Here is a 25,325-nt window from a genome sequence, read left to right as displayed (position 1 = left end):
TAAAACGCTTTCATCTATACAATTAGATGTTAGTGAGTATTATTACGGGATAACAGAACTATTTATTGTTATTTAATTTTTTACCTTTTTTACCTTTTTTATCTGATAGGAGGAGAATTCTATGATGAATTATTTACAAAAGATTGGTCGGTCTCTAATGTTACCAGTAGCAGTTTTACCAGCAGCCGCGATCTTAATGGGGATAGGCTACTGGATTGATCCTGCTGGCTGGGGTGCTGGAAGTCCGATTGCAGCTTTTTTGATTAAAGCAGGATCTTCAATTATTGACAATATGTCGATTTTATTCGCAGTCGGTGTTGCATTAGGGATGTCGAAAAATAAAGATGGATCTGCTGCATTAAGTGGGTTAGTTGCTTATCTAGTTATAACAACTTTACTGTCAACTAATTCAGTAGCAATGCTTCAAGGAATTGATCCAGAAGCAGTTAATCCAGCGTTCGCTAAAATAGGAAACCAATTTGTAGGTATTTTATCAGGAATTGTTGCTGCGATTATGTACAATCGTTTTAGTGAAGTTCAATTACCAGCTGCACTAGCATTTTTTAGTGGAAAGCGTCTAGTTCCAATAATGACTGCTGTTTCGATGTTGATTGCATCATTAGTATTGTTCTTTGCATGGCCTGTTATTTTCACTGGTTTAGTATCTTTTGGTACAGCTATTAGTAAGTTAGATTTTATTGGGGCTGGTTTATACGGTTTCTTCAATCGATTACTTATTCCAACAGGCTTACATCATGCTCTAAATTCAGTATTTTGGTTTGATGTTGCAGGTATAAATGATATTGGTAACTTCTGGGCAGGTACTGGAACAAAAGGTGTAACAGGAATGTATCAAGCTGGCTTCTTCCCAATTATGATGTTTGGCTTACCAGCAGCTGCATTAGCTATGTATCATACTGCGAAAACAAAAAGGAAGAAACAAGCTGCTTCACTAATGATAGCTGCAGGGTTTGCATCATTTTTCACAGGGGTAACAGAGCCACTTGAATTTTCATTTATGTTTTTAGCTCCTGCTTTATATGTTGTTCATGCAGCATTAACAGGATTGTCATTGGCAATTGCTTCATTATTTAATTGGACAGCAGGATTTGGTTTTAGTGCAGGCTTTGTAGACTTTGTCTTAAGTTCAAGATTACCATTGGCAAATCAACCATATATGTTATTAATACAAGGTTTATTTTTCGCAGTAATCTACTATATTCTATTCCGTTTCTTAATTACAAAATTCAATTTAGCTACTCCAGGTAGAGAAGCAGATAATGAAGAAACTGTTGAAGAAGTTCAAGATAACACATCGACTTCTGAAAATAAGTTTGAGAATATGGCGAAAACAATTTATGAAGGATTAGGCGGAGATGAAAATGTTTCATCTGTTGATAATTGCGTAACTCGCTTAAGAATTGAAGTGAAAAACATGGATGCTGTTGATCAAAACAAAATCAAATCAACAGGAATACCTGGAATAAATATTGTGGGTCAACAAAGTATCCAAGTTATTGTCGGAACACAGGTACAATTTGTTGCTGATGAGATTGAAAAATTAAGAAAATAGACAGACTAGCTAGACTACCTGTGAATGTATGCAGGTAGTTTTTTGTTTTTAGAAATATTATGCTTTTGAATGGTATCATAGCTTCTATGTTTAACAGTAATGAACCTGAATGAATAGTAATGTAAAGGTTATCATATGTGTGAATATATCCTTTCTTTATAATTGTAAAATGCTACTAGTATTAATATAATAATGAATAGTGATGTTGAAAGGAGATTTTTATGTGATTGACAAACATTCTCCTCTTCCTTTGTATTTTCAGTTAGAAGAGCAAATAAAAAAAACGATAGAATCTAAAGAGTTAGTTCCAGGAGATGCTTTGCCATCAGAACGTGAGCTTTCAGAGAATTATCAAATAAGCCGTATGACAGTTAGGCAGGCGATAACAAACCTAGTGAATAAAGGCTACCTGTTCAGAGAGAAAGGAAAAGGAACCTTTGTATCAAGTCAAAAATTTGAACAAAGTTTACAAGGCCTTACTAGCTTTACAGAAGATATGCTGGCACGGAACTTAAAGCCAGGTAGTAAATTACTGCATTTTGAAATATATCCCGCTGACGAAGACATTAAAGAGAGTTTGAATCTACAGGATGATGAACTTATTTATAAAATCAAAAGGCTACGACTAGCTAATGAGGAACCAATTGCAATTGAAACTAGTTACCTCCCTGTAAAGCTTGTACCTGGTGTAACCCCTGATATCCTTGAGAAATCTTTATACAAATATATCGAAAACAACCTACATTTAAGTATTGGGCACGCAACACAAACTGTTGAGGCAGCCATTGTGAATGAAGAAGATAGTAAGCATTTAAAGGTCAATAAAGGAGTTCCAATTTTACTCATACAGAGGGAAACCTACTTAGAAAATGGAACGCCATTAGAAATAGTAAAGTCTTCTTATCGTGCAGATCGATATAAGTTTAAAATAGGGATTGAGCGGAAATGATACGGTGTTTTATCCTTGCATAATAAAAATAATCCCCTTTCAAGTAGCCATGCTTAGATCTACTTGAAAGGGGATGATTTATATATTGGCTCTGTTAAACTTTGTTGTTGATTTCCGTTACAGGCATTCGCTTTCCGCGGGCGGTCCGGGAGCCTCCTCGGCGCAAGCGCCTGTGGGGTCTCCCTTTGACACGCTTCTCCCGCAGGAGTCTCATGCCTTTCACTCCAATCAACAATGTGTTAAAAATCAACATTAACCTTTAACATAGCCTATATATTAAAGAATTTTGTTGTTAAACCTTAGTAAATCGATGCGATGGCTATATTTGCTTAGTAGTGTTTTATTATGATCATCAGCTCCAGCGACATTACCACTGATAAAAACAGGAGGTTTCATTCCACTATTAATCATAAGCTTTATTGCCTCAGCTAATATTCCGTTTAATATTGCTGCACCTATGACTGTAGATGTAGGCCCAAAGGCTACTTCAAAGTCCTTATAATGTAATGCACCATCACCAAGTTTTGAATGATTGTTGAGTGGTAGGTCAACAACATCAGCAAGATATTGTCCACTTTTATGTCGAGATGATTGACTTTTATGATACTCAAACGAACTCAAACCAACAATATATGCACCAGTTTTCTTGGCGTGAATTGCAACATCAATTGGCACTGGATTAAGCCCTGATGTAGAAATAACAATGACTAGATCATGTTTTTGAATGTCTTGTTTTTTTATGAATTCTTCTGCATAGTCGTTTTGTCTTTCTAATTGCGAGGATTTAATAGCACCTTCATGTAGCATTAAGGGCTCAATTAAAATAGGTTTAATTGGGGCTAGCCCTCCTGCGCGATAAAAAACCTCCTCAGTAAGGATATGAGAGTGACCACATCCGAAAAGCTGGATAATTCCATCATTTTGAATCGTTTCAACTACTTTATCTGCAACAAATTCCATTTTCTCTTTTTCATGTTTCAGCACGAACTTTAATTTTTGTTGTATCTCTTCAAAGTAAGCTGTTAGCATTGTCATCACCTTCAAAATAGTTAGTAGATAGCTTGAATATAGATTTGTAGGAAATAAGTAAGATTTAGAAACTAATTTTTTAGTAATTGTTGTTTATTATAAAATACAAACGTATAATATATTATACAATAACAAATTATGGGAGATTATATGAATTCAATTCAATCACAAATTGCAGAAAACTTAAAAAATATTCGGAAGCTTAGAGGTTATAGCTATGATCAACTCGCACAGATAACAGGTGTAAGCAAAGGAATGCTTTCGCAAATTGAAAAAGGAGAATCAAGTCCAACTGTTAATACATTATGGAAAATAGCAAATGGATTGCAGGTGTCTTTTTCATCATTAGTCGAAGAAAAAGAACCAACTGTTTCGGTTGTAAGACTGTCAGAAAAAACAGCTGTAACAGAAAATAATGAATTGTTACAAGTATATCCTTATTTCCCTTTTGATTCCTCAAAAAAGTTTGAAATCTATTTTATGGAGATTATGCCTGGCTGTGTTCATACATCTGATCGTCATCATGGAAGTGTTGAGGAGTATGTTTTAGTTTGTGACGGAGAAGCAACTGTGGTCATTCAAGAAGTGGAATATGTTATGAAAAAGGGAGACTCAATGAGATTTGAGGCAACTCAAACCCATACATATGCTAATTTTACAGATAGAAAAACAAGTTGTTATTTATTAATTTATTATGCTTGAGTTGTTTATATCAATAGTTATATCAGTTTTCTAGAAAAGGAGTTAACGAAGATGACAACAATCACTTCATTAGGAAAGAAACAATCTAGCTTCCTACAAGGTACACAAGGAGGTTTAAGTATTGCGATTGGATATTTACCGGTTGCTATAACATTTGGTCTTCTAGCAAAATCAACTGGATTATCTCTCTCTGAAACAGTCATGATGAGTTTAATTGTTTTTGCTGGTGCTTCACAATACATATCTCTAAGTTTAATTGCTGTTGGAACGGGAGTAATTGAAATTATATTCACAACATTTATTGTGAATATCCGTCATTTCTTAATGTCAGCATCTTTAAGTGAAAAAGTGGAAGATGATCCCTTATGGAAAAAAGCTCTTTATTCATTCGGATTAACAGATGAAACATTTACAGTGGCTTCTACAAAGGAGGGAACTGTAAATGCGAGTTATTTATTTGGGTTAATGCTTATTTCTTATGCTAGCTGGGTTGTAAATTCAGGAATTGGTTATGTAATAGGAGCAAGTCTTCCGACAACTGTTCAAGAAAGTATGGGAATTGCTCTTTATGCTATGTTTATTGGCTTACTCATTCCATCTTTAAAAAAGCATCGTAAAGTCCTTTTCTTAGCAGTTCTAGCGGCAATCTTAAACTCGTTATGCTATGCTTCACAAGCAATCTCAACGGGCTGGGCAATTGTTTTATCAACGATTGTTTCTGCTGTTCTTGTTGAGCTTTTTTATCTTAAGGTTGAAAGTAAAGAGGTGAATCACAATGGATAACACAATCCTTATGATGATTATTGGAATGGGAATTGTCACATATATTCCAAGAATGATTCCACTTGTTGCATTAAGTTCGTTAAAATTACCATTATTTGTCCAAAATGTATTAAAGAATGTACCATATGCTACATTAGGTGCATTAATCGTGCCGGGTATATTTCTTATAAGTGATGATATAGTGTTTGGGATTATTGGTGCACTTGCTGCAACACTAATTGCCTTTACGGGTGCTAATGTGATTGTTGTTGTTATGGGGTCAATAGGGACACTGGTTTTGTATAGTATGTTCTTGTAGGTTACGATAACAATTATAGACCTTTTTCAAGTTCTAAAGTAATTCAGTACTTACTAAACTATAATAAGAGCTTGTTCGAGGGGGAATGACTACTTGAGAAAATGGCTAACGCGATCGATATTTGCTTATTTTATTTATGGGTTACTCGTTTATTGGTATCTGTTTGTGTTTTCTGATACTGGAATACCAGCTCCTTACATAGGAACTCAGGCAGATCCAGAGACCTTTATGACAGGAAGAGAACAGCTGTTATCACAGGAATATTCAACAATACGAAACTTTCTTTATTTAGTTACAGTCCCATTTGAATGGTTTTTATTGTTTGTCTTTTTGATTACAGGTTTGTCAAGAAAAACACAAGAGTGGTCACAAGCCACTTCAAGATTTTCTTTCTTACAATCAGCTGTTTATTTCTTTTGGTTATCGTTATTTATCTCATTCTTGTCATTACCAGTAAATTTAATTGGTTATAAAATTTCTACAACCTATCATATTACAACCCAATCCTTTCCTGCATGGATGAAGGATCAGCTTATCGATTTTTGGGTTAATTATTTGCTAATGGCTACGATTATCATTGTAGTATTTTGGTTAATTAGGCGGTTTGAGAAAAAGTGGTGGCTTTATGCATGGTTTTTATCTATACCATTTTCAATGTTTTTAATGTTTGTACAACCAGTTTTAATTGATCCTTTATACAATGATTTTACACCTTTAAAAAACAAAGAGTTAGAGACGAAGATCTTAGAGCTAGCTGATAAAGCAGACATTCCGGCTGAGCATGTATATGAAGTCAATATGTCTGAAAAAACAAATGCACTAAATGCTTATGTCACAGGAATAGGGTCGAATTCAAGGATCGTTTTATGGGATACAACATTAAACAGACTAAATGATGATGAAATCTTATTCATCATGGCTCATGAAATGGCTCATTATGTTAAGAAACATATTTATGTTGGAATTGCAGGGTATTTACTGTTAAGTTTGTTCGGTCTATTTTTTATACATTTGCTCATGAAATTCTGTATCAATCGTTTTGGCTCATTGCTTAAAATTCATTCAATGAAGGAGTTAACAGCTTTTCCATTGTTTTTACTGTTGTTAGGAATTTTAACATTTGCTTCAAATCCTTTGTCCAACACGGTTGCCAGATATCAGGAAAAATCAGCTGACATGTATGCGATTGAGATGACAAACAACCATGAAGCAGCAATAAGCTCTTTTCAGGAACTATCAAAAGCTGGCTTAAGTCAGGTAAATCCACCAACATTAATAAAAATTTTCCGTTATACACATCCAACCATGCTTGAACGTATTATCTACCTTGAGGAGCATGGAAAAGGAAATGTGGAGAAATAATAAGCATAAGAAGTAGATATTGATTTTTAGTTTCAAAAGTTTATCTTACATTTTCCATTAATGTTTAACCTGTGTTATAACAGATTCTCTAGACCTAGTGTATTTCGCACTAGGTATTTTTTATGGCTATATAGGAAGCTAAATACAGTCCCAATTAGCCTATTTTGATTTTTTTTACTTTTTTTTAAGAAAATTGTTCCATTTTTACTCAAACTGTTATATATTAGTTTTAGTTACAACAAACTGTATTATAACAATAAAAAGTGAGGTGTTCTTTCTACGATGGCAACCCAAATGACAGGATGTAAAGTTGTTGGAGAGATGCAAGAACCATTTCATCAAGTACTTACACAAGAGGCATTATATTTTCTTGAAAAGCTGGAAAGAAAGTTTGGTAATCGAAGACAAGAGCTAATGCAGCAAAGAAAGAAAGTACAACAAGAGCTTGATTCAGGTAAGCTTCCTGACTTTTTGAAGGAAACAGAGGATATTAGAAATGGAAATTGGACTGTTGCTCCAATTCCAGAAGATCTGATGGATCGCCGTGTTGAAATTACAGGTCCTGTTGATCGAAAAATGGTTATTAATGCTTTAAATTCAGGTGCAAAAGTATTTATGGCAGACTTTGAAGATGCAACATCTCCTAGCTTTGAAAATGCAATGAATGGTCAAATCAACCTTCGGGATGCTGTTCGTAGATCTATTTCATTTCAAAATGAAAGCGGTAAAGTATACCAGTTGAATGATAATATAGCGACGTTGAAGGTAAGGCCAAGAGGCTGGCATCTTGAGGAAAAGCATATCGAACTAGATGGTAAGCGGATGTCTGCAAGTTTGGTAGACTTCGGACTATTCTTTTATCACAACGCCCATGAGCTTGTTAAAAGAGGAAGTGGTCCATATTTTTACTTACCAAAAATAGAAAATCATCTTGAGGCAAGACTTTGGAATGATGTATTTATCTTTGCTCAGGAAGAGTTAAATATTGCTAGGGGTACAATAAAGGCAACAGTTCTAATTGAAACGATAATGGCTGCATTTGAAATGGATGAAATTTTGTATGAGTTAAAAGAACATTCAGCTGGCTTAAACTGTGGAAGATGGGATTATATATTTAGCTATCTAAAGAAACTTAGACATTGTGAATCTGTTATTCTTCCAGATCGTGCTCAAGTAACAATGACTGTTCATTTTATGAGATCATATTCGCTGCTTGCCATCAAAACATGTCATAAGCGAAATGCACATGCGATGGGCGGAATGGCTGCACAAATTCCTATAAAAAATAACCCTGAAGAAAATGAGAAAGCATTTAATAAGGTACGTGCTGATAAAGAAAGAGAAGCAACTGATGGTCATGATGGAACATGGGTAGCACATCCAGCACTCGTACAGGTGGCAAAAGAAGTTTTTAATCAGCATATGAAAACTCCGAACCAAATTCATCGAAAGCGAGTGGATGTAGCTGTAACTGCTAAGGATCTTCTAGAGGTACCTGATGGAACGATCACAGAAGAGGGGGTAAGAACAAATATTGATGTAGGAATAAGGTACCTAGCTTCTTGGCTTAGTGGAAGAGGTGCGGCTCCAATACACAATTTAATGGAGGATGCTGCAACAGCTGAAATTTCTAGAGCGCAAGTATGGCAATGGATTCGTCATCCACGTGGAATTTTAGAGGATGGAAGAAAGCTGACTTTCGAACTTTATGACCAATTAAGAGATGAAGAGATTAGTAACATTAAAGAAACAATTGGTGAAATTGCATTTAAAAAGGGGTATTTTGAAGAAGCAATTTCAGTATTTGATGAACTTGTAAAGCAGGATGATTTTACTGAGTTTCTTACAATTCCGAGTTATGAAAAACTATAGTTTGCAATTATAGATTTCATACAGGAGATCTATAAATATAAACCTGATTTTTCTTATGTGAATAGTTAAATATAACACAACAAAATGGGGGAATGGGAAATGAATAATCAAAGAATTGAGTCACTACAAAATAGCTGGAACTTAGATAAACGCTGGGAAGGCATTACTCGTCCTTATAGTGCTGAAGAAGTTATTCGTTTAAGAGGTTCAATTGATATTGAACACACGCTTGCAAGAAGAGGAGCAGAAAAGCTGTGGAATTACCTTCAAACAGAAGATTATATTCATGCTTTAGGCGCACTAACAGGCAATCAAGCTGTTCAACAAGTTAAAGCTGGATTAAAGGCAATCTACTTAAGTGGCTGGCAGGTAGCGGCAGATGCTAATCTTTCAGGAAACATGTATCCTGATCAAAGCTTGTATCCTGCAAACAGTGTACCGAATGTAGTAAAACGTATAAATCAAGCTCTTCAGCGAGCAGATCAAATTCAGCATCTTGAGGATGAGGGTGATATCGATTGGTTTGCTCCAATTGTGGCAGATGCAGAAGCAGGCTTTGGAGGACAATTAAATGTTTTTGAGCTTATGAAATCGATGATCGAATCAGGTGCATCAGGTGTTCATTTTGAGGATCAATTATCTTCTGAAAAAAAATGTGGTCATCTTGGTGGAAAAGTTTTATTACCAACACAGACAGCTGTGAAAAATCTTATTTCTGCTCGCTTAGCTGCAGATGTAATGGGCACGCCTACAATTATCATTGCTCGAACTGATGCAGATGCAGCAGATTTAATCACAAGTGATATTGATCCTGCTGATCACGAATTTATTACAGGGGAACGTACAGTTGAAGGGTTTTTCCGTACTCGTTCTGGTATAGATCAAGCAATAAGTAGAGGTCTTTCGTATGCACCATATGCTGACTTAATTTGGTGTGAAACATCTGAGCCAAATTTAGAGCAAGCGCAAAAATTTGCTGATGCAATTCATGAGAAGTTTCCAGGAAAATTATTAGCGTACAATTGTTCACCTTCATTCAATTGGAAAAAGAAACTTGATGATGAGACAATCGCTAATTTCCAAAAAGAAATTGCAAAAATGGGCTACAAATTCCAATTTGTTACACTAGCTGGCTTCCACGCACTTAATCATAGTATGTTTGAGCTTGCACGAGGCTACCGTGATCGTGGGATGGCGGCATATTCTGAGCTACAACAAGCAGAATTTGGTAGTGAGGTACATGGCTATACAGCTACTAGACACCAGCGGGAGGTTGGAACAGGGTACTTCGATGAAGTTGCTCAAACAATTTCTAGTGGAACATCATCAACAACAGCATTGAGGGGCTCAACTGAAGCAGAGCAATTTACAAAAGCTTAAAGAAGAGGTAGAAGCTCTTATTAAGGTGAAAAGTGGCTGGGACATAAGTATTTAAGCTAATAATAAACCCGAATTATTAGGTGATCGTTCAATTGATCTTTCGCCTGATAGTTTGGGTCTTTTTACTGTGGACTTTTAATATTGCATACTATTTTTAAGAACGAGTGGAATACAGCGGAAGACACTTAACTCCTATGGGAGAAGTGCTGACACATAAGCAGGCGTAGCCGAGCGAGGAGTCTCAGCTTCACCCCCCGGGAATTCTATGTTTGCAGCGCAATGGAACGAACATTTCTTTAAATGTTAGTATGTTTTTTCTTTAGCTTAGAATACAAAAAAGATCCACTAACCTCTTTTAAAGATAAAGATCGAAATGCTAACGACCTTCATACTTCATCCGAGGATACTGGATCTTTTTAGATAAATCTACTTATCCTAACTTACGCAATACGCTGTATTCTTTAGATAATGTCATAAATACTGTTTTGTTTTTTGTGTCAAGTGCATCATTAATACGTTCTTCTAGCAATGCTTTTTTTCGGATAAACAAAGCTTCATCAACAACCATTTGAATATACATGTCTAATACAGGATGTTCTGATGGAACGTTTTTCATTGTGTTACGGGACTTCATGATCTCAGTGTAAGACGACTTTTTATTTTTCATGAAAGATCACCCCTGATGCCTTTTTTATATTGTATGGAATTCGAGCGTGAAAATCAACTAAATATTAAAAATTTTTAAAAAATTTAACAGGAATATTTTTAAGCTGTATGAAATAGGAGTGGTTGGAAAAGCTAGTGCAAAGGATGTGAATGATAATGGCAAAGGAAAGGGAAATTGAAATTTCTCCGACAGCTTTAAATCCTCTAGTTGGGTTGGAAATTAATGAGAAACCAAATTTTATAAATGAAGAAGGCGAAAAAGAAATTGATGACGAGTGACTTCTTTTACTTAATTGTAAAAGAAGTCACTTTTTTGTTGTTTTTTTGTAAATATATAGAAATTTAAGCTTTTACATGCTAGATTGTTTATGGGAGTTATTACCTAAAAAAAGTGAGAGGTGTAGTGGAGTGAGTAAAAAAATAAACAGGGTAGAAGATTATACTATTAATCGTTTTACAATGGCGGTTTTGCCAGATAGCTCAAATAAGATGTTCTCAGAAGTACTCGAGATTGAGGAGAATCTTGTAGTAGAAAAACGGCCAATGGAACTAATCAGTGGCAGCTGCTCATACTATGGTAGTAGTTATATGGGTAGGAAGGACGGGACAAGGGACGTGATGGGTGTAACACATAAGCCACCGATTGCTATTGACCCAACGAACTCCTTATATTTTTTCCCCACGACATCCTCAACAAGGCCGCAATGTGCATGGCTATCACATAGCTATGTAAAGAGCTATTCAGAAGCAGAACATGATAATACAAAAGTGACATTTACAAACGATAAGGAAGTTATTCTTTGTATTTCGATTGGGTCATTTGAAAATCAGCTTTTCCGAACAGCACAGCTTCGAACAATTATGTCTTCTAGAATTGAACAGGAACAAAAAAAGATGAACATGCTATTATTTCCAAAAGGTCAGGGAGAAGTTAATACATTTTATGAGCAGATAATTAGGGAATTAAACCGCTATAATTAATGCTTACATTCAGATACTACTAAACTTACAAAATGATTTTGAATCAGATTTGAATTATTTTAGGTAGTCAATATGGGTGCTCCTTTGTTTCAGGTACGTTTGTGGAGTGCTCTTATTGACATTCTTTTTTTAATGGCTATGTTAAACTTTGCTGTTGATTTCCGTTACAGGCATTCGCTTTCCCAGGGGAAAATCCAGTTCATTTTTTTCTAGGGAAGAATAATGAAAAAGCCCAACTACCGACTTTTTCATTATTCTTCCTAGGTCTGGGAGCCTCCTCGGCGCAAGCACCTGTGGGGTCTCTCTTTGACACGCTTCTCTAAGCAGGAGTCTCATATATTCACCTCTAATCAACAAAGTGCTAAAAATCAGCATTAAGCTCTAACATAGTCTTTTTAATAAGGGTTTATAGTTCATCTATGTATTTGGAATACAATGATGCTCCTAAGCAAAGGTTAATTTGGAATATGACTTACTTAGCTAGAATTTAAATTTTATCCTTACCTATGGAAAGATTAAGAAAGGATTGAAACTTTACTAAAATGAAATCGTAATATCTAATTAAGGATTGCTTACATCTTTTAAAAATGGATAAGGAGCATGAGCTATGATGATAAATAAAAGAAGAAAAAAGTTTAGAAAGACCAATCAAGATCGTTATACATTTATAGACGGTGTTATTGATATTGCCGTGTACATTCCTGAATTGATCTTCTTGCCATTTAGATTAATGTGGTATTTATTAAGGTTCTTAGTGAGGATCTTTGATTGGACATGAATTTTATTTGCACGAAAAAATGTCCTAAAGAAATGTCGCTATAAACCGATCTTATAAGTATAAAGTTATATTTGTCTATTTTCTTAATTTAAAAAGATACATTTCCATAAGCTCTGCAACTTTATTACGAATTCTCGGATTAAAGTAGTTGTGTTTTTCTTCATATCCATTATAAATAAAAGAATAGAGAGTAAAAGCTTCATCTCGTTCGACTTGATGTACTTTAATTTTATGTTTTTGCAAGTGGCGTTTTACATCAGCTAAGTCCTTTTGTGCGAGCTTTAATGCTTCTTCTACTACTGTAAGATATGGACGATGAAGCTTAAACGGACTATTCTCAATAACTGTTAAGTCACGGTTGAAGATGGCCACAGCCATGGGTATATAAATAGATTGTTCAATGATGTCACGGATATCGTTTGGAATCCTAGTCATGATAAATGCCCCTTTCGAAACAGAACACTTGTTCTTATTTAATTATAAATGAATGCTTTCAGCTAAGCAAGCAAAATTATTACGTATTGTTTTCTTTAAAGTTTTGATACTAATGTGTAAAATAGATAATAAAGGTACTATTTTGAGGAGCATAAGATGAATTTGGAGACATTACAGGAACTATTCACAATCGATCAATTAATGGAGCTATTTGAAACATATCGTTCATTTGGTCCCTTTTTTGCTATATTATTGCCATTATTAGAAGCTTTTTTACCTTTTTTACCTCTTGTTGTTCTTATTGTTGCAAATGTAAATTCCTTTGGGTTATGGATGGGGTTTTTCCTATCATGGATTGGAGCTTCTTTAGGAAGTATTCTTGTATTTTTTATTATGAGAAAGCTTGGTCAATTTACGATCTTTAAAAAGCTTCGGGAGAAAAAGGGAATTAGAAAATTACTTACCTGGATTGAACGTAGAGGATTTAGTCCACTTTTTCTTATACTGTGTTTTCCATTTACGCCTTCTGCGGCAATAAATGTTGTTGCAGGACTTTCGCGAATAAGTTACTGGCAATTTATCTTAGCAGTACTTTCCGGTAAGTTTGTGATGATTTTTATGGTAAGCTTTGTGGGACAGGATCTTCAGGCACTTATTACTCAGCCTATCCGCTCAATCATAGCAGGGGTAGTTATCTTTTTGTTATGGTATATTGGTAAAAAGGTTGAACATCGCTTAAATAGGACGGTAACTGTTAAAAACAGAGACCATTGAGGCAGGTGTGTTGTATGAAAAAAAGAGGAATTGCTTTTTCAGCAGTTGGTATTTGCTTTGTTACTATATTTGTTAAATCTTATATTTTTGTTGAGTACAAAGTAGAAGGAGTTTCTATGCAACCTACTTATGAAGAGGGACGGCTGCTTTCAATTAACAAATTAGGAATGTATTTTGATTCACTCAAAAGATTTGATGTTGTACTCTTTCAATTATCAGGTACGGAAGAAATATATGTGAAAAGGGTCATTGGATTACCAGGTGATGAGATTCACTATCAAGATGATCAATTATTTATAAATGGCAAAAAGGTTAATGAACCATTTTTAGATGATGAAAAAGATAAGGTGAACAAGCAAACGGGTAATTTCACATTAGAAGAAATTACAAATAAAACAAGAATTCCAAAAGGGCATATTTTTGTCATTGGAGACAATCGTATTCAAAGTCGTGATAGTCGTCATTTTGGACTTGTTAAAATTGTAGATGTTATTGGAACGGTGAAAAACAAAGAATAGTGCTAACTCTCTGGGTGTAAAGATTCCTTGAAGAGTTGGCATTTTTTTATTTTTGAATATACAAGGCGGGGAGATAGGAAAGGTTTGTTTTCATGTAAATGATGATAAAAGGTTATTTGAATGTCATGATCAGAATCGGAGGTCCTGTCAAAAGGTCGTCAATAGGTGAATGAAGGACAAAATTGACGGTATCCCCAAGCAAAAAGGTCGTCATTGAGCCAAAGAAGGACATAAGCAAGAGGCAAGCCCGAGAAAAAGTCCGTCATTGAGCCAAAGAAGGACATAAGCAAGAGGCAAGCCCGAGAAAAAGTCCGTCATAGAGCTAATGAAGGACATAAGCAAGAGGCAAGCTCGAGAAAAAGTCCGTCATAGAGCTGATGAAGGACCTAAGTAAAGAGATGCTGTGTTCCTGGCAACTAAATTAGGAAATGCAATATTAGATTGTGTTCTACACAACGCAACAGTCGTGAATATTGTTGGGTCTCCTTTCAAATTAAAGATCACTTAGAAAAAGAAGATGTACATTAATAAACGATCAAAATTGTACATCGCTAGCTTGACATATACAGTCAACAGGCGAATGAAGCCCATAATCGAGCCAAGGCCTCAGTCAAAGGTTCCAAACAAAATCAAGAAAGTTTTATAAAATGGTAAAAATCTATATTATAATAATACATGGGTATATACCCAATAAATGACTATTTTACGAGTTTACTAACTAAGGGGGATGGGAAATGCGTGAGGTTGTTATCACAGCTGCTGTAAGGACACCTATCGGATCTTTTGGAGGCGCTTTCAAGAATCTTTTGCCTACAGAGCTAGCCGTACCTGTGTTGAATGAGGTTGTGAAAAGAAGTAAGTTAGAAAAACAAGATGTAGAAGAAGTAATTCTAGGCCACTGTATTCAAAGAACAGATGAACCAAATACAGCGAGGACATCTGCGTTAATTGCTGGTTTTCCTGATGCAACAACTGGTTATACAATTCAAAGACAATGTGCGTCGGGAATGCAGGCAATCATATCTGCTGCTATGCAAATTCAAACAGGTCACTCTAACATCGTTATTGCTGGTGGAGTTGAGACCATGAGTTCAAGTCCTTACTTACTTAAGCAGCATCGCTGGGGGAGTCGTCTTCAGCACAGTCAGGTAACAGATAGTGTTTGGGAGATATTGGAGGATCCGATTCATCATATTATGATGGGGGAAACAGCGGAGAATGTTGCACAAGAATATAATATATCACGTGAAGAACAAGATGAGCTTGCCCTATCAAGTCATACTCGCGCTTTAGCTGCAATTGAGAGTGGAAAGTTTTCTGAAGAAATTATTCCAATAAACATAGTAACAAGAAAGGGAGAAACAACCGTATCTCAAGATGAAGGACCAAGACAGGTTACAAGTGAAAAGTTAGCTTCATTAGCACCGATTTTTAGAGAAGATGGATCAGTAACAGCGGGCAATGCCTCATCATTAAATGATGGCGCAGCTGCACTAGTATTGATGTCAAGAGAAGAAGCGGAACAGAGGGGCTTACCTATTTTGGCAAAAATATCTCATTATTCAGTTGCCGGTGTAAATCCATTGGTGATGGGGATAGGACCAGTTCCAGCAGTGAAAAAGGGGTTAGCTGCTTTGAATTGGTCGATAAACGATATAGATGTTGTTGAGATTAACGAGGCTTTTGCAGCACAATATTTAGCCGTTGAAAAACAACTTGAGTTAAATCGAGATAAGGTGAACGTTAATGGAAGTGGCATAAGTTTAGGTCACCCAATAGGCTGTACAGGTTCACGTATTGTTGTTAGTCTTTTACATGAAATGAAACGGAAAAATGCTAGTAAAGGTTTAGCAACATTGTGTGTTGGTGGAGGTATTGGTGTAGCTTTATTTTTAGAAATGTAATCATACTATAAATATGAGGTTGGGACATAAGTAATTAAGCTAATGATAAACCCGAAATATTAGGAGATATTTCAATTAATTATTCGCCTAATATTTCGGGTTTTTATTTGCTGTCTTCAATTAGATTTTTTGATTTTGAATTCTATTTTTAAGAACTAGTGGAATGGAGCGGAAGACACTCGGGCACCTACGGGAATTGAGGAGGCTCAGCTTCCTTCCGGTGGAAAGCCGAGTGTTTGCAGCGCAATGGAACGAACTTGTTTCTTTCAGCTTAACTGAATTTAGATTTATTCTTCTTTTTGTATGACTTCTTTAATTATGTCCCAGCCTCTTTTTTGAAAAATAAGTAAAGAAAAGCATACCAAGAAGATTGTGATGAATAGATAAAGAATACCTTGAAAGGGTAAAAGGCTTGCAAAGATCGGTCCCACACTTGCACCAGTTAACAAAGTGAAAGAATATAATGAGATAGCTGTTGCTCGCTTTTCGCTAGCTGCTTCACCAATAAAAGTGATCAGGCTTGGTATCAATACGGCTATGGCTGATACAAATAAAATAGATAAACAGGTAATGAAAAAAAGCTGTTTTGAAAAAAGCATCAAAGCGAAAGAGCAAATCATAAGGAACAAACACAATAGGATGATATTTAAAGGAGGATGTTTTTTTAACCACTTTCCACTGAAAAGTGAGAGAGGTGTTCCAATTAAGCCAATACATCGGCTATAAAAAAGCACTGTCTCTTGATTAACGAAATGCTGAGCAAGCTCCTCGTAAAACGCAACAAACGACATTAATGTGAAAAAGGTAAGAAATAAACCAATTATTATTTGTGGTTGTAGGAGGTTCTTAGTGTGTGTTGCAAGTTGACGTGGAGACTTCATTCTATTTTTAGGTACATTAGGAAGAGCAAACAGAGAAAAAAGTGAAAGCAGAAAGTACATAGCACCAAAGAAATAAAAAACTGATTTCCAATTATATATTGATACAAGTGAAGAGCTGAGTAATTGTCCAATAATTCCTGCCATTAGAAATCCTGTATTAATTACAGCAATTATAAAGGTGCGCATTCTTGGCAAAAACCCCTCAAAGCAATAAGCATATGCTACAGGTGCAAAGCTACCTAAAACAAATCCTTGTAAACCTCGTAACGTGTAAAAGCTTATTAACGATGAAGAAAAGGAGAGACATAGTGTAACGAGGCAAGAAAGGACCATACCGAAAACTAATACATACTTCTTGTTGAATTTCTCTGAAATTGGTCCAAAGCTTAAAAGTCCTAAGGCGTAGCAAAAAATAAATATTGTACTGGAAAATACAGCATCATCATATGTAATCGATAATCCATCAGCAAGTGCAGAGTAAATGGGAATAAGTAAATAAATATTACTCGCAACACAAACGGCAGTAATCCACATAAAAACGGCAATAATATGCTCCCTCATCTTTTCACCCCCTTATTTATAATTATGAAATTTCTAATCCATCTGTGATGTATAGTTAGCAGAAATTCAAGGGTAAAGTTGGTAGTGATGAAAAATGGAATTTGCTTGTAAAGTAAAGTAAAATAGAGAGAGATTCATATAACGACAATATGCAACTTTCTTTTTAAAATATCATGATATGATTTTATTACCACGCTATTGTAGAGTGGTATTTATTTTTGGCTCGCATAATGATTTTTCGTGTGTGGATATTGCAATCCACAGAGGATCGGGAGCCTTTATAAGCAAACAAGCACTATTTTTTTATAGATTAAGAGATACATTCATTTAAAAGGATGAAAAACCTTAACGATAGTGAGGAATAAACATGAGCATTCAATTTATTCTAGGTCGCTCAGGCAGTGGTAAAACTGAGACGATATTAAATGAAATTAGAAATAGACTTAAACAGGAGCCTATTGGCAAACCAATTATTTATCTTGTTCCTGATCAAATGACGTTTGGTGCTGAGTATGAGCTTATTCGCACCCCGAATTTAGGAGGAATGATTCGAGCTCAAACGTTCAGCTTTAGTCGCTTAGCGTGGCGTGTATTACAGGAAACAGGTGGTATGACGCGTCATCATCTTTCAAGTACGGGCATTCAGATGATGCTAAGAAAATTAGTTGAGCAATATAAACAAGAATTCAAGGTTTTTGCTAAAGCAAGTGATAAAAACGGGTTTATTGAACAGCTCGAAGCAATGCTTACTGAATTTAAACGCTATTGTTTGTCTCCACAAGAGCTTGAGGATTATTTAGCAAAAGCTACTACAGAGCATGATAAAAAAACGTTAACAGATAAATTGCATGATATGGCGATTCTTTATAAACAGCTTGAAATTCACTTAAGTCATAAATATGTAGATTCAGAGGATTATTTAAAATTATTAGCTGAAAAGGTAGAAGAATCGAGTTTTTTACAATCAGCAGATATTTATATTGATGGATTTCATAGCTTCACACCACAGGAGTATGAAGTGATAGCATCATTAATGAAACATACTAAAAATGTGAAAATTGCTCTTACTGCTGATAAGGCATATGAAGAACATCTTCCTCATGAACTACATCTTTATCAAATGACAGGAAGAACGTATCATAAAATTCTTCAGCTTGCCGGTGAGATGGGCAAAGAATTGGAGCAGCCAATCCTGCTCAATGAACAGCATCGATTTGCCAGAAGTCCCTCTTTAAGTCACTTGGAAGCAAATTATGATGCACGACCAACTAGTGTGTATGATAAAAAAACAAATATAACATTGTTTCAAGCATCGAATCGACGCTCTGAAATAGAAGGAATTGCAAGAGAAATTCAGGATCTTGTCAGAAATTCACAGTATCGTTATCGTGATATGGCTTTGCTTATTAGAAATGCTAATGAATATCGTGATGTGATACAGCAAGTTTTTAGAGATTATGAAATTCCGTTTTTTATCGATCAAAAACGTTCGATGTTAAACCATCCTTTAGTGGAATTAATTCGTTCAACATTAGAGATGATTAATGGTTACTGGAGATATGAAGCTGTTTTTAGAGGAATAAAAACAGAAATGCTATTTCCTGTTGATATGGATAAACGTGTAATGCGCGAGGATATGGACTTATTAGAAAACTATGTCCTTTCATATGGTATTCAAGGATCACGATGGACAAAGGATCAGCGCTGGAAATATCGCCGCTTTTATTCATTAGATGATGAATTTGTTGTAACAGACGAGGAAAAGCAAATAGAGGAAAAGCTAAATTCCCTTCGTGCTATTGTCACAGAACCGATTTTAAATCTGCAGAAAAGATTTAAGCGAAGTAAAACAGGAAGAGCACTTGCTGAAGCTTTGTATATGTATTTAGACGAACTGCACATTCCTGAGAAAATAGAAAAGCTACGTATTGAAGCAGAAGAAAAAGGACAGCTATTAGAAGCAAGAGAGCATGCTCAAGTTTGGCAGGCTGTAATCAACTTATTAGATGAATTTGTAGAAATGCTATCAGCTGAAGATATTTCCTTAAAGCTATTTTCAGAGATGCTTGAAACAGGATTAGAATCGATGAAATTTTCTCTTGTACCCCCAGCTATTGATCAGGTTTTAATTGCAGACCTTGAAAAGTCGAGATTTTTTAATGTGAAATGTTCTTTTATCGTAGGAGTAAATGATGGGATTATCCCAGCAAGACCTAAAGAAGAAGGAATACTAACAGAGGATGAAAGAGAGGCTCTGCATTATCACGGAATTGATTTAGCGGCAACAGCTAGACAGCAGCTACTGGATGAGAACTTTATTATCTATATGTCGTTGTCAAGTCCATCAGATAAGTTGTATTTATCATATCCAATGGCTGATGAAGAGGGAAAAGCATTGCTTCCTTCTGTTATTTTGAAGAGAATTGAGGAGATGTTTCCGCTTGTTAGTAAGCGACGTTTAATGAACGAACCAGAACAGTTAGCTCTAGAAGAACAGCTAAGCTTTATGGTTAATCAAAATGTTACATTAGCTTATATTACATCACAGCTCCAGGCTTGGAAAAGAGGCTACCCAATTCAGCCGATATGGTGGGATGCCTATAATCATTTCATAGCAACTGAGAAAAACATTACTCAAAGAGTCTTAAGCAGCTTAACTTATGAAAATAAACCGAAAAAGCTTGATACAGCAGTGAGTCGAGAGTTATATAGTGATCATATTCAGGGAAGTGTGTCTCGAATGGAGCAATTTAATAGCTGTCCATTTTCACATTTTGCTTCACATGGATTGAAATTAAAAGAACGACAATTCTTTAAGCTTGAAGCACCTGATATTGGACAAATGTTTCATTCAGCACTTAAGTTAATTTCAGATCGACTACAGCAGTTGAACATGGATTGGCAGGAGCTAACGAAAGATCAGTGTGAACGATTATCAAATGATGCTGTTGAAAAGCTAGCACCACGGTTACAAAAAGAGATCTTACTAAGCTCGAACCGCTATCATTATATAAAGCGAAAGCTACAGAAAATCCTTACACGTGCTTCTTCCATTTTAAGTGAGCATGCGAAGGCAAGTGGATTTGCACCAATTGGTTTGGAGCTTGGATTTGGTAAAGGTGGGGAGCTGCCACCCATTCGTTTTACATTGCCTAATGGCTGTACGATGGAGGTTGCAGGTCGAATTGATCGAGTTGATAAAGCTACCGGGAAAAATGGTGTGTTGCTCAGAATTGTCGACTATAAATCTAGTGAGAAAAATGTGCAGTTATCAGAGGTTTATTATGGTTTAGCTTTACAAATGCTCACTTATCTAGATGTTATTATCTCAAATTCTACTAAGTGGTTAGGTGTACAAGCAACTCCAGCTGGTGTTTTATATTTCCATGTACATGACCCAATGATTCAAGCATCAACTATGTTGCCAGAAGATAAATTAGATGATGAGATTTTTAAGAAATTTAAAATGAAGGGCTTATTACTTGGAGATGAAGAAGCCGTTCGTTTAATGGACAATTCCTTAACAGAAGGTAGCTCCTCAAATATTATTGCAGCCGGATTGAAAAAAGAAGGTGGCTTCCGTTCTACATCATCAATTGCAAGTGAAGAAGAATTTCAGCTGTTAAGAAATCATGTTCGTACTACCTTTGAGCAAATCGGGACAAATATTACTGATGGTGTTATCGATATTAGTCCTTATAAGCTTAAAGATAAAATGCCTTGCACATATTGTGCATATAAATCAGTTTGTCAATTTGATGATTCTTTAGAAGAAAATAATTATCGTGTGTTAAAAAGCGAAAAAAATGATGCTGTGTTAAAACGAATGAGAGAGGAGGGAAAAGGATATGAGTGAAATAATCGCTAAGCCAGAGAATAGTCAGTGGACTGATGATCAGTGGAAAGCAATTGTTGCAAGTGGACAAGACATTTTAGTAGCGGCTGCTGCTGGTTCAGGAAAAACGGCTGTACTTGTTGAGCGAATCATTAGAAAAATTCTTTCGCGGGAAAATCCAGTTGATGTTGATTCATTACTTGTTGTGACATTTACAAATGCTTCAGCTGCAGAGATGAGAAGTCGTGTTGGAGAGGCGCTTGAAAAGGCGTTAAAGGAAAATCCTTCTTCCCTGCATTTGCGTAGACAGCTTACATTACTCAACAAAGCATCAATTTCAACTTTACATTCATTTTGTCTTCAGGTTGTAAGAAAATATTATTATTTAATCAATATTGACCCTAGCTTTAGAATTGCTGATCAAACTGAAGGGCAGTTATTAATTGATGAAGTATTAGATGACATGTTTGAAGAGGAATATAGTCTCGAAAATAATGAAGAGTTTTTTGATTTAGTTGATCGCTATACATCTGATCGAAGTGATTTGGAGCTTCAAACGTTAATTCGTGAGTTGTATTTCTTTTCAAGATCACACCCAACACCAACAGTTTGGCTTGATGAGTTAGTATCGATGTATTTAAATCATGAAGGAAAAGATATCGACTCCCTACCCTTTGTTTCCTTTCTTCTTCAAGATATTGAGATGCAGCTGTTGGGTGCTAGAGATCAGCTTTTACAGGCTATGGAGCTTACAAAGCTTCCAGCGGGTCCTGCCCCAAGAGCTGAAAATTTGGATGATGATTTAAAACAAATGTCAGAAATTATTGCAAGTAAGCATTCATGGGATCTCTTAGGAGAGCAACTTAAAAAATTTAAACTAACTAGAGCGAAGATTGTTAAAGGTGACCAGTATGATAAAGCTTTAACTGATCAAGTTACAGCATTACGTAATACAGCTAAGAAACAAGTTGAGCAGCTTAGGGATGAGTTATTTTCCCGTTCCTTGGACAATTATTTGCAGGATTTTACCCATTTAAATCCAGTTGTTTCAAAGCTTGTTGATTTAGTAAAGCAATTTGCGAAACGATATGAAGAAATGAAAAAGGAAAAGGGAATTGTTGATTTTGCTGATTTAGAACATTATTGTTTACAAATCCTTAGTACAGAAAATCAAGAACCTAGTGAAGCAGCTTCTTATTATAAACAACAGTTTGTTGAAGTACTTGTTGATGAATATCAGGATACGAACCTTGTTCAGGAATCGATTTTAAAACTTGTCACAAAGGACAATGAAGCAGCTGGTAATTTGTTTATGGTTGGTGATGTAAAGCAATCGATTTATCGTTTCAGATTAGCAGAGCCATTTCTTTTCCTAAGTAAATATAAACGATTTAACCAAACAGCAGATCAAACTGGAATGCGAATTGATTTATCCAAAAACTTCAGAAGTCGTTCAGAGGTATTAGACGGAACAAACTATTTGTTTAAGCAAATTATGGGGGAAAAGGTTGGAGAAATTGAGTATGATCATGATGCAGAATTAAAGCTTGGTGCAACTTATCCGAACAGTGAACTAATGAAAACTGAGCTTTTATTAGTTGAACGCGGAGGGAAGGATCAAGAATCTGATTATGGTGAAGCAGAGCCAGAAGGTGTTTTTGATGAGCAGGAGCTAGAAACTGTTCAATTAGAAGCTAGATTAATGGCGAAAAAGATAAAAGCATTAATCGATCAGCAGTTTCAAATATATGACAGAGGTATTGATGATACTCGGTCAATTACGTATCGTGATGTTGTTATCCTCCTACGCTCTATGCCTTGGGCTCCACAAATTATGGAGGAATTTAAACAGGCAGGAATACCTGTTTATGCCAATTTATCAAATGGATATTTTGAAGCAACAGAGGTAGCGATTATGATGTCGTTGCTCAGGATTATCGATAATCCGTTTCAGGATATACCATTAGCGGCTGTACTTCGATCACCGATAGTTGGATTAAATGAAAATGAACTTGCTTTAATTCGTACGTTTGATCGTAAAGGAACATTTTACGATGCAGTAAAAGCATTTATGTCTACTAATGAAAATCATCAAGAGTTATACAAAAAACTTGAACCATTTGTGATCGTTTTACAACAATGGCGTGATCTTGCAAGACAGGGATCTGTTTCAGATTTAATTTGGCAGCTTTATCGAGATACAAAGTTTTTTGACTTTGTTGGAGGTATGCCAGGTGGCAAGCAAAGACAAGCCAATCTTAGAGCACTATATGACAGAGCACGTCAATATGAAGCAACATCTTTTAGAGGATTATTCCGTTTTCTACGCTTTATTGAACGAATGCAGGATCGTGGAGATGATTTAGGTGCAGCACGTGCATTGGGAGAGCAAGAGGATGTTGTCAGATTAATGACAATTCATAGTAGTAAAGGATTAGAATTTCCAGTTGTTTTTGTAGCAGGACTTTCTAAACAATTTAATATGATGGATCTTAATAAAAAATACTTACTTGATAAGGAATTAGGATTTGGTACAAAGCTTATTAATCCTAACTTACGAGTAAGCTATCCAACATTACCATATATTGCTTTAAAGAAAAAAATGAGAATGGAGCTTCTTGCTGAAGAAATGCGTGTGTTATATGTAGCCCTAACACGTGCAAAAGAAAAGCTATATCTTATCGGAACATTAAAGGATGCGGAAAAAACGATAACAGATTGGAAAAATCACCTTACACATACTGACTGGCTTTTACCAGACTTTGAACGTGCTAAGGCGAAAAGCTATTTAGATTGGGTTGGACCAGCATTAATTCGTCATCAAGATTGCACAATTTTAACAGAAGGTCAGATTTCTCACCAAGAAGAAATTGCCCAGCATCCATCAAGGTGGATCATCGAAAAAGTAAAAGGTGAAGAACTTGTAGAGCCATTTAAGGAAGAACAGGAATTAAATGCTGACCTTCTTGCATCTATTAGTTCTGGTGAAGCTGTTTCAATTGAAAGTGAACAAAAGCAATCTGTTCTTGAGCATCTTTCATGGATGTATCCATTTATGGATGAAACAAAAAAACGTTCAAAACAATCGGTGACAGAGCTTAAACGTCAGCGGGAGATTCAAGATGAATACAGTGATCAACAGCTGATAAAACAACAATTATCACAATCCTTCTTATATAATCGTCCGAGCTTTATGCAAAGTAAGTCTGTTACTGCTGCTGAGCGTGGAACGGCCATGCATACGGTTATGCAGCATATTGATTTAGAAAATTCTCTAACAGAAACTAGTGTAAAAAGCTTAATAGACGAGCTTGTTAAAAAAGAAATTTTATCAGCAGAACTGGCAGACGTAATAAATATTGAGCAAATTATTAACTTTTTTGCTACCCCTCTTGGAGAAAGATTGTTAAAAGCTGAAAATGTGTATCGTGAAGTACCATTTAGTTATGCTTATGATGAACAAAGTAATGATAAATTCAATGATGAGCCAATATTAGTACAAGGTGTTATTGACCTTCTATTTGAAGATGACTTAGGTATTGTGTTGCTAGATTATAAAACAGATACTATTAAAGGCAAATTTGCTAACTTTGCAGAAGCAGAAAACACTTTAAAAAATCGCTATAGAGTTCAAATTGATTTATATAGTAAAGCGATAGAGGATATTATTCAAAAACCACTGCATGAGAAATACTTATTTTTCTTTGATGGTGGTCATTTAGTGGAAATGTAGAAAGAAAGATTCAAGGGAAGTGAGCAAGACATAGACACTATGTTTGTGAGCTTCCCTTATTTTATTAAGACTCTTTTCTGAAAGATTGTTGCTAATAGACGTCATTATCTGTTGTAATCAGTGATCAGTGTGTTATCTCATAAAAGGTGCAATTTTCAGAAGAAAAGATGCCACTAGACTTGATACAGAGGTGTTTCTATCATAATTATAAAGACAACAAAGTTTACGAAAACAACCTTTATTAAAGGTTCCATGCCAGTAACGCAAAAGCAACTACTAAGTTTAAGAACGCTTATTAAAATATAATGTGT

General features: G+C 35.5%; 20 protein-coding genes. 16 read left to right on the top strand and 4 right to left on the bottom strand.

The window, feature by feature from the left end:
• Window positions 1-121: 121 nt before the first annotated feature.
• Entirely contained in the window at window positions 122-1,573 is a 1,452-nt protein-coding gene (gene nagE, locus FS935_RS15035) for an N-acetylglucosamine-specific PTS transporter subunit IIBC (RefSeq protein ID WP_146949476.1), read from the top strand.
• Window positions 1,574-1,796: 223 nt separating this feature from the next.
• A complete protein-coding gene (locus FS935_RS15030) occupies window positions 1,797-2,522 on the top strand; it encodes a GntR family transcriptional regulator (RefSeq protein WP_146949475.1) in 726 nt (241 codons plus the stop codon).
• Window positions 2,523-2,798: 276 nt separating this feature from the next.
• Here FS935_RS15030 and FS935_RS15025 read toward each other — a convergent pair whose 3' ends face one another.
• The gene (locus tag FS935_RS15025) at window positions 2,799-3,551 is read right to left on the bottom strand and encodes an SIS domain-containing protein (RefSeq protein ID WP_146949474.1); all 753 of its coding nucleotides are present in this window, start codon (window positions 3,549-3,551) and stop codon (window positions 2,799-2,801) included.
• A gap of 150 nt (window positions 3,552-3,701) precedes the next feature.
• On the opposite strand from FS935_RS15025, the gene FS935_RS15020 reads away from it, so the two are divergent.
• The 6 genes from FS935_RS15020 (at window position 3,702) to aceA (ending at window position 9,948) form a co-directional block, all read left to right on the top strand.
• Window positions 3,702-4,253, top strand: coding sequence for a helix-turn-helix domain-containing protein (locus tag FS935_RS15020; protein ID WP_146949473.1), 552 nt, complete (start codon window positions 3,702-3,704; stop codon window positions 4,251-4,253).
• A gap of 51 nt (window positions 4,254-4,304) precedes the next feature.
• Window positions 4,305-5,036, top strand: a complete 732-nt coding sequence (locus tag FS935_RS15015) for an AzlC family ABC transporter permease (protein WP_146949472.1) — start codon at window positions 4,305-4,307, stop codon at window positions 5,034-5,036.
• Complete coding sequence (locus tag FS935_RS15010; RefSeq protein ID WP_146949471.1) at window positions 5,029-5,334, top strand: AzlD domain-containing protein; 306 nt, start codon at window positions 5,029-5,031, stop codon at window positions 5,332-5,334. The genes FS935_RS15015 and FS935_RS15010 overlap by 8 nt, the downstream gene beginning before the upstream one ends.
• A 93-nt stretch (window positions 5,335-5,427) precedes the next feature.
• A complete protein-coding gene (locus FS935_RS15005; RefSeq protein ID WP_146949470.1) occupies window positions 5,428-6,696 on the top strand; it encodes a M48 family metallopeptidase in 1,269 nt (422 codons plus the stop codon).
• A 282-nt stretch (window positions 6,697-6,978) separates the two neighbouring features.
• Window positions 6,979-8,568: a malate synthase A gene (gene aceB, locus FS935_RS15000; RefSeq protein ID WP_146949469.1), complete on the top strand. Its 1,590-nt coding sequence runs from the start codon at window positions 6,979-6,981 to the stop codon at window positions 8,566-8,568.
• Window positions 8,569-8,667: 99 nt separating this feature from the next.
• On the top strand, window positions 8,668-9,948 hold the full coding sequence (gene aceA, locus FS935_RS14995) for an isocitrate lyase (protein WP_146949468.1): 1,281 nt from the start codon (window positions 8,668-8,670) through the stop codon (window positions 9,946-9,948).
• Between the two features lie 430 nt (window positions 9,949-10,378).
• Here aceA and FS935_RS14990 read toward each other — a convergent pair whose 3' ends face one another.
• The gene (locus FS935_RS14990; protein WP_146949467.1) at window positions 10,379-10,615 is read right to left on the bottom strand and encodes an IDEAL domain-containing protein; all 237 of its coding nucleotides are present in this window, start codon (window positions 10,613-10,615) and stop codon (window positions 10,379-10,381) included.
• Between the two features lie 155 nt (window positions 10,616-10,770).
• Here FS935_RS14990 and FS935_RS24235 point away from each other — a divergent pair, with 155 nt between their 5' ends.
• The 3 genes from FS935_RS24235 to FS935_RS23675 all read left to right on the top strand — a co-directional run bounded on the left by FS935_RS24235 (window position 10,771) and on the right by FS935_RS23675 (window position 12,373).
• A complete protein-coding gene (locus tag FS935_RS24235; RefSeq protein WP_275669619.1) occupies window positions 10,771-10,893 on the top strand; it encodes a hypothetical protein in 123 nt (40 codons plus the stop codon).
• A gap of 129 nt (window positions 10,894-11,022) precedes the next feature.
• The gene (locus tag FS935_RS14985) at window positions 11,023-11,595 is read left to right on the top strand and encodes a competence protein ComK (RefSeq protein ID WP_240050922.1); all 573 of its coding nucleotides are present in this window, start codon (window positions 11,023-11,025) and stop codon (window positions 11,593-11,595) included.
• 607 nt (window positions 11,596-12,202) lie between these two features.
• Complete coding sequence (locus FS935_RS23675; protein ID WP_168714489.1) at window positions 12,203-12,373, top strand: hypothetical protein; 171 nt, start codon at window positions 12,203-12,205, stop codon at window positions 12,371-12,373.
• A gap of 75 nt (window positions 12,374-12,448) precedes the next feature.
• Here FS935_RS23675 and FS935_RS14980 read toward each other — a convergent pair whose 3' ends face one another.
• Entirely contained in the window at window positions 12,449-12,808 is a 360-nt protein-coding gene (locus FS935_RS14980) for a YhjD family protein (RefSeq protein ID WP_146949465.1), read from the bottom strand.
• A gap of 162 nt (window positions 12,809-12,970) precedes the next feature.
• Here FS935_RS14980 and FS935_RS14975 point away from each other — a divergent pair, with 162 nt between their 5' ends.
• The 3 genes from FS935_RS14975 (at window position 12,971) to FS935_RS14960 (ending at window position 16,004) form a co-directional block, all read left to right on the top strand.
• Window positions 12,971-13,582 (top strand): TVP38/TMEM64 family protein, encoded by a 612-nt coding sequence (locus tag FS935_RS14975; protein ID WP_420828025.1) that lies wholly within the window; start codon window positions 12,971-12,973, stop codon window positions 13,580-13,582.
• A gap of 14 nt (window positions 13,583-13,596) precedes the next feature.
• The gene (gene lepB / locus FS935_RS14970; RefSeq protein ID WP_146949463.1) at window positions 13,597-14,100 is read left to right on the top strand and encodes a signal peptidase I; all 504 of its coding nucleotides are present in this window, start codon (window positions 13,597-13,599) and stop codon (window positions 14,098-14,100) included.
• Window positions 14,101-14,834: 734 nt separating this feature from the next.
• Window positions 14,835-16,004, top strand: a complete 1,170-nt coding sequence (locus FS935_RS14960; RefSeq protein WP_146949462.1) for a thiolase family protein — start codon at window positions 14,835-14,837, stop codon at window positions 16,002-16,004.
• A 287-nt stretch (window positions 16,005-16,291) separates the two neighbouring features.
• Here the strand turns inward: FS935_RS14960 and FS935_RS14955 are convergent, their stop codons facing one another.
• Window positions 16,292-17,446 carry an MFS transporter gene (locus FS935_RS14955; protein ID WP_146949461.1) on the bottom strand — a complete coding sequence of 385 codons (1,155 nt, stop codon included), beginning with the start codon at window positions 17,444-17,446 and terminating at the stop codon, window positions 16,292-16,294.
• Window positions 17,447-17,813: 367 nt separating this feature from the next.
• On the opposite strand from FS935_RS14955, the gene addB reads away from it, so the two are divergent.
• Together addB and addA are read left to right on the top strand one after the other, a co-directional pair.
• Window positions 17,814-21,302, top strand: a complete 3,489-nt coding sequence (gene addB, locus FS935_RS14950) for a helicase-exonuclease AddAB subunit AddB (RefSeq protein WP_146949460.1) — start codon at window positions 17,814-17,816, stop codon at window positions 21,300-21,302.
• Window positions 21,295-25,014: a helicase-exonuclease AddAB subunit AddA gene (gene addA / locus FS935_RS14945; RefSeq protein WP_146949459.1), complete on the top strand. Its 3,720-nt coding sequence runs from the start codon at window positions 21,295-21,297 to the stop codon at window positions 25,012-25,014. The genes addB and addA overlap by 8 nt, the downstream gene beginning before the upstream one ends.
• Window positions 25,015-25,325: the final 311 nt, after the last annotated feature.

This window comes from Metabacillus litoralis (genome assembly GCF_007994985.1).
Taxonomy (GTDB): Bacteria; Bacillota; Bacilli; order Bacillales; family Bacillaceae; genus Metabacillus; species Metabacillus litoralis.
Note: the sequence above shows the minus strand (reverse complement) of the source record. Positions and strands in the feature narration are given on the sequence as shown.

What these genes read in the sequence shown, in the direction of transcription:
- FS935_RS15025 (WP_146949474.1), bottom strand. Translation starts at nt 3,551, where the DNA reads ATGCTAACAGCTTACTTTGAAGAGATACAACAAAAATTAAAGTTCGTG.
- FS935_RS15010 (WP_146949471.1), top strand. Translation starts at nt 5,029, where the DNA reads ATGGATAACACAATCCTTATGATGATTATTGGAATGGGAATTGTCACA.
- addB (WP_146949460.1), top strand. Translation starts at nt 17,814, where the DNA reads ATGAGCATTCAATTTATTCTAGGTCGCTCAGGCAGTGGTAAAACTGAG.
- nagE (WP_146949476.1), top strand. Translation starts at nt 122, where the DNA reads ATGATGAATTATTTACAAAAGATTGGTCGGTCTCTAATGTTACCAGTA.
- FS935_RS15020 (WP_146949473.1), top strand. Translation starts at nt 3,702, where the DNA reads ATGAATTCAATTCAATCACAAATTGCAGAAAACTTAAAAAATATTCGG.
- aceB (WP_146949469.1), top strand. Translation starts at nt 6,979, where the DNA reads ATGGCAACCCAAATGACAGGATGTAAAGTTGTTGGAGAGATGCAAGAA.
- aceA (WP_146949468.1), top strand. Translation starts at nt 8,668, where the DNA reads ATGAATAATCAAAGAATTGAGTCACTACAAAATAGCTGGAACTTAGAT.
- FS935_RS24235 (WP_275669619.1), top strand. Translation starts at nt 10,771, where the DNA reads ATGGCAAAGGAAAGGGAAATTGAAATTTCTCCGACAGCTTTAAATCCT.
- addA (WP_146949459.1), top strand. Translation starts at nt 21,295, where the DNA reads ATGAGTGAAATAATCGCTAAGCCAGAGAATAGTCAGTGGACTGATGAT.
- FS935_RS14960 (WP_146949462.1), top strand. Translation starts at nt 14,835, where the DNA reads ATGCGTGAGGTTGTTATCACAGCTGCTGTAAGGACACCTATCGGATCT.
- FS935_RS14955 (WP_146949461.1), bottom strand. Translation starts at nt 17,446, where the DNA reads ATGAGGGAGCATATTATTGCCGTTTTTATGTGGATTACTGCCGTTTGT.
- lepB (WP_146949463.1), top strand. Translation starts at nt 13,597, where the DNA reads ATGAAAAAAAGAGGAATTGCTTTTTCAGCAGTTGGTATTTGCTTTGTT.
- FS935_RS14980 (WP_146949465.1), bottom strand. Translation starts at nt 12,808, where the DNA reads ATGACTAGGATTCCAAACGATATCCGTGACATCATTGAACAATCTATT.
- FS935_RS15015 (WP_146949472.1), top strand. Translation starts at nt 4,305, where the DNA reads ATGACAACAATCACTTCATTAGGAAAGAAACAATCTAGCTTCCTACAA.
- FS935_RS14990 (WP_146949467.1), bottom strand. Translation starts at nt 10,615, where the DNA reads ATGAAAAATAAAAAGTCGTCTTACACTGAGATCATGAAGTCCCGTAAC.
- FS935_RS23675 (WP_168714489.1), top strand. Translation starts at nt 12,203, where the DNA reads ATGATGATAAATAAAAGAAGAAAAAAGTTTAGAAAGACCAATCAAGAT.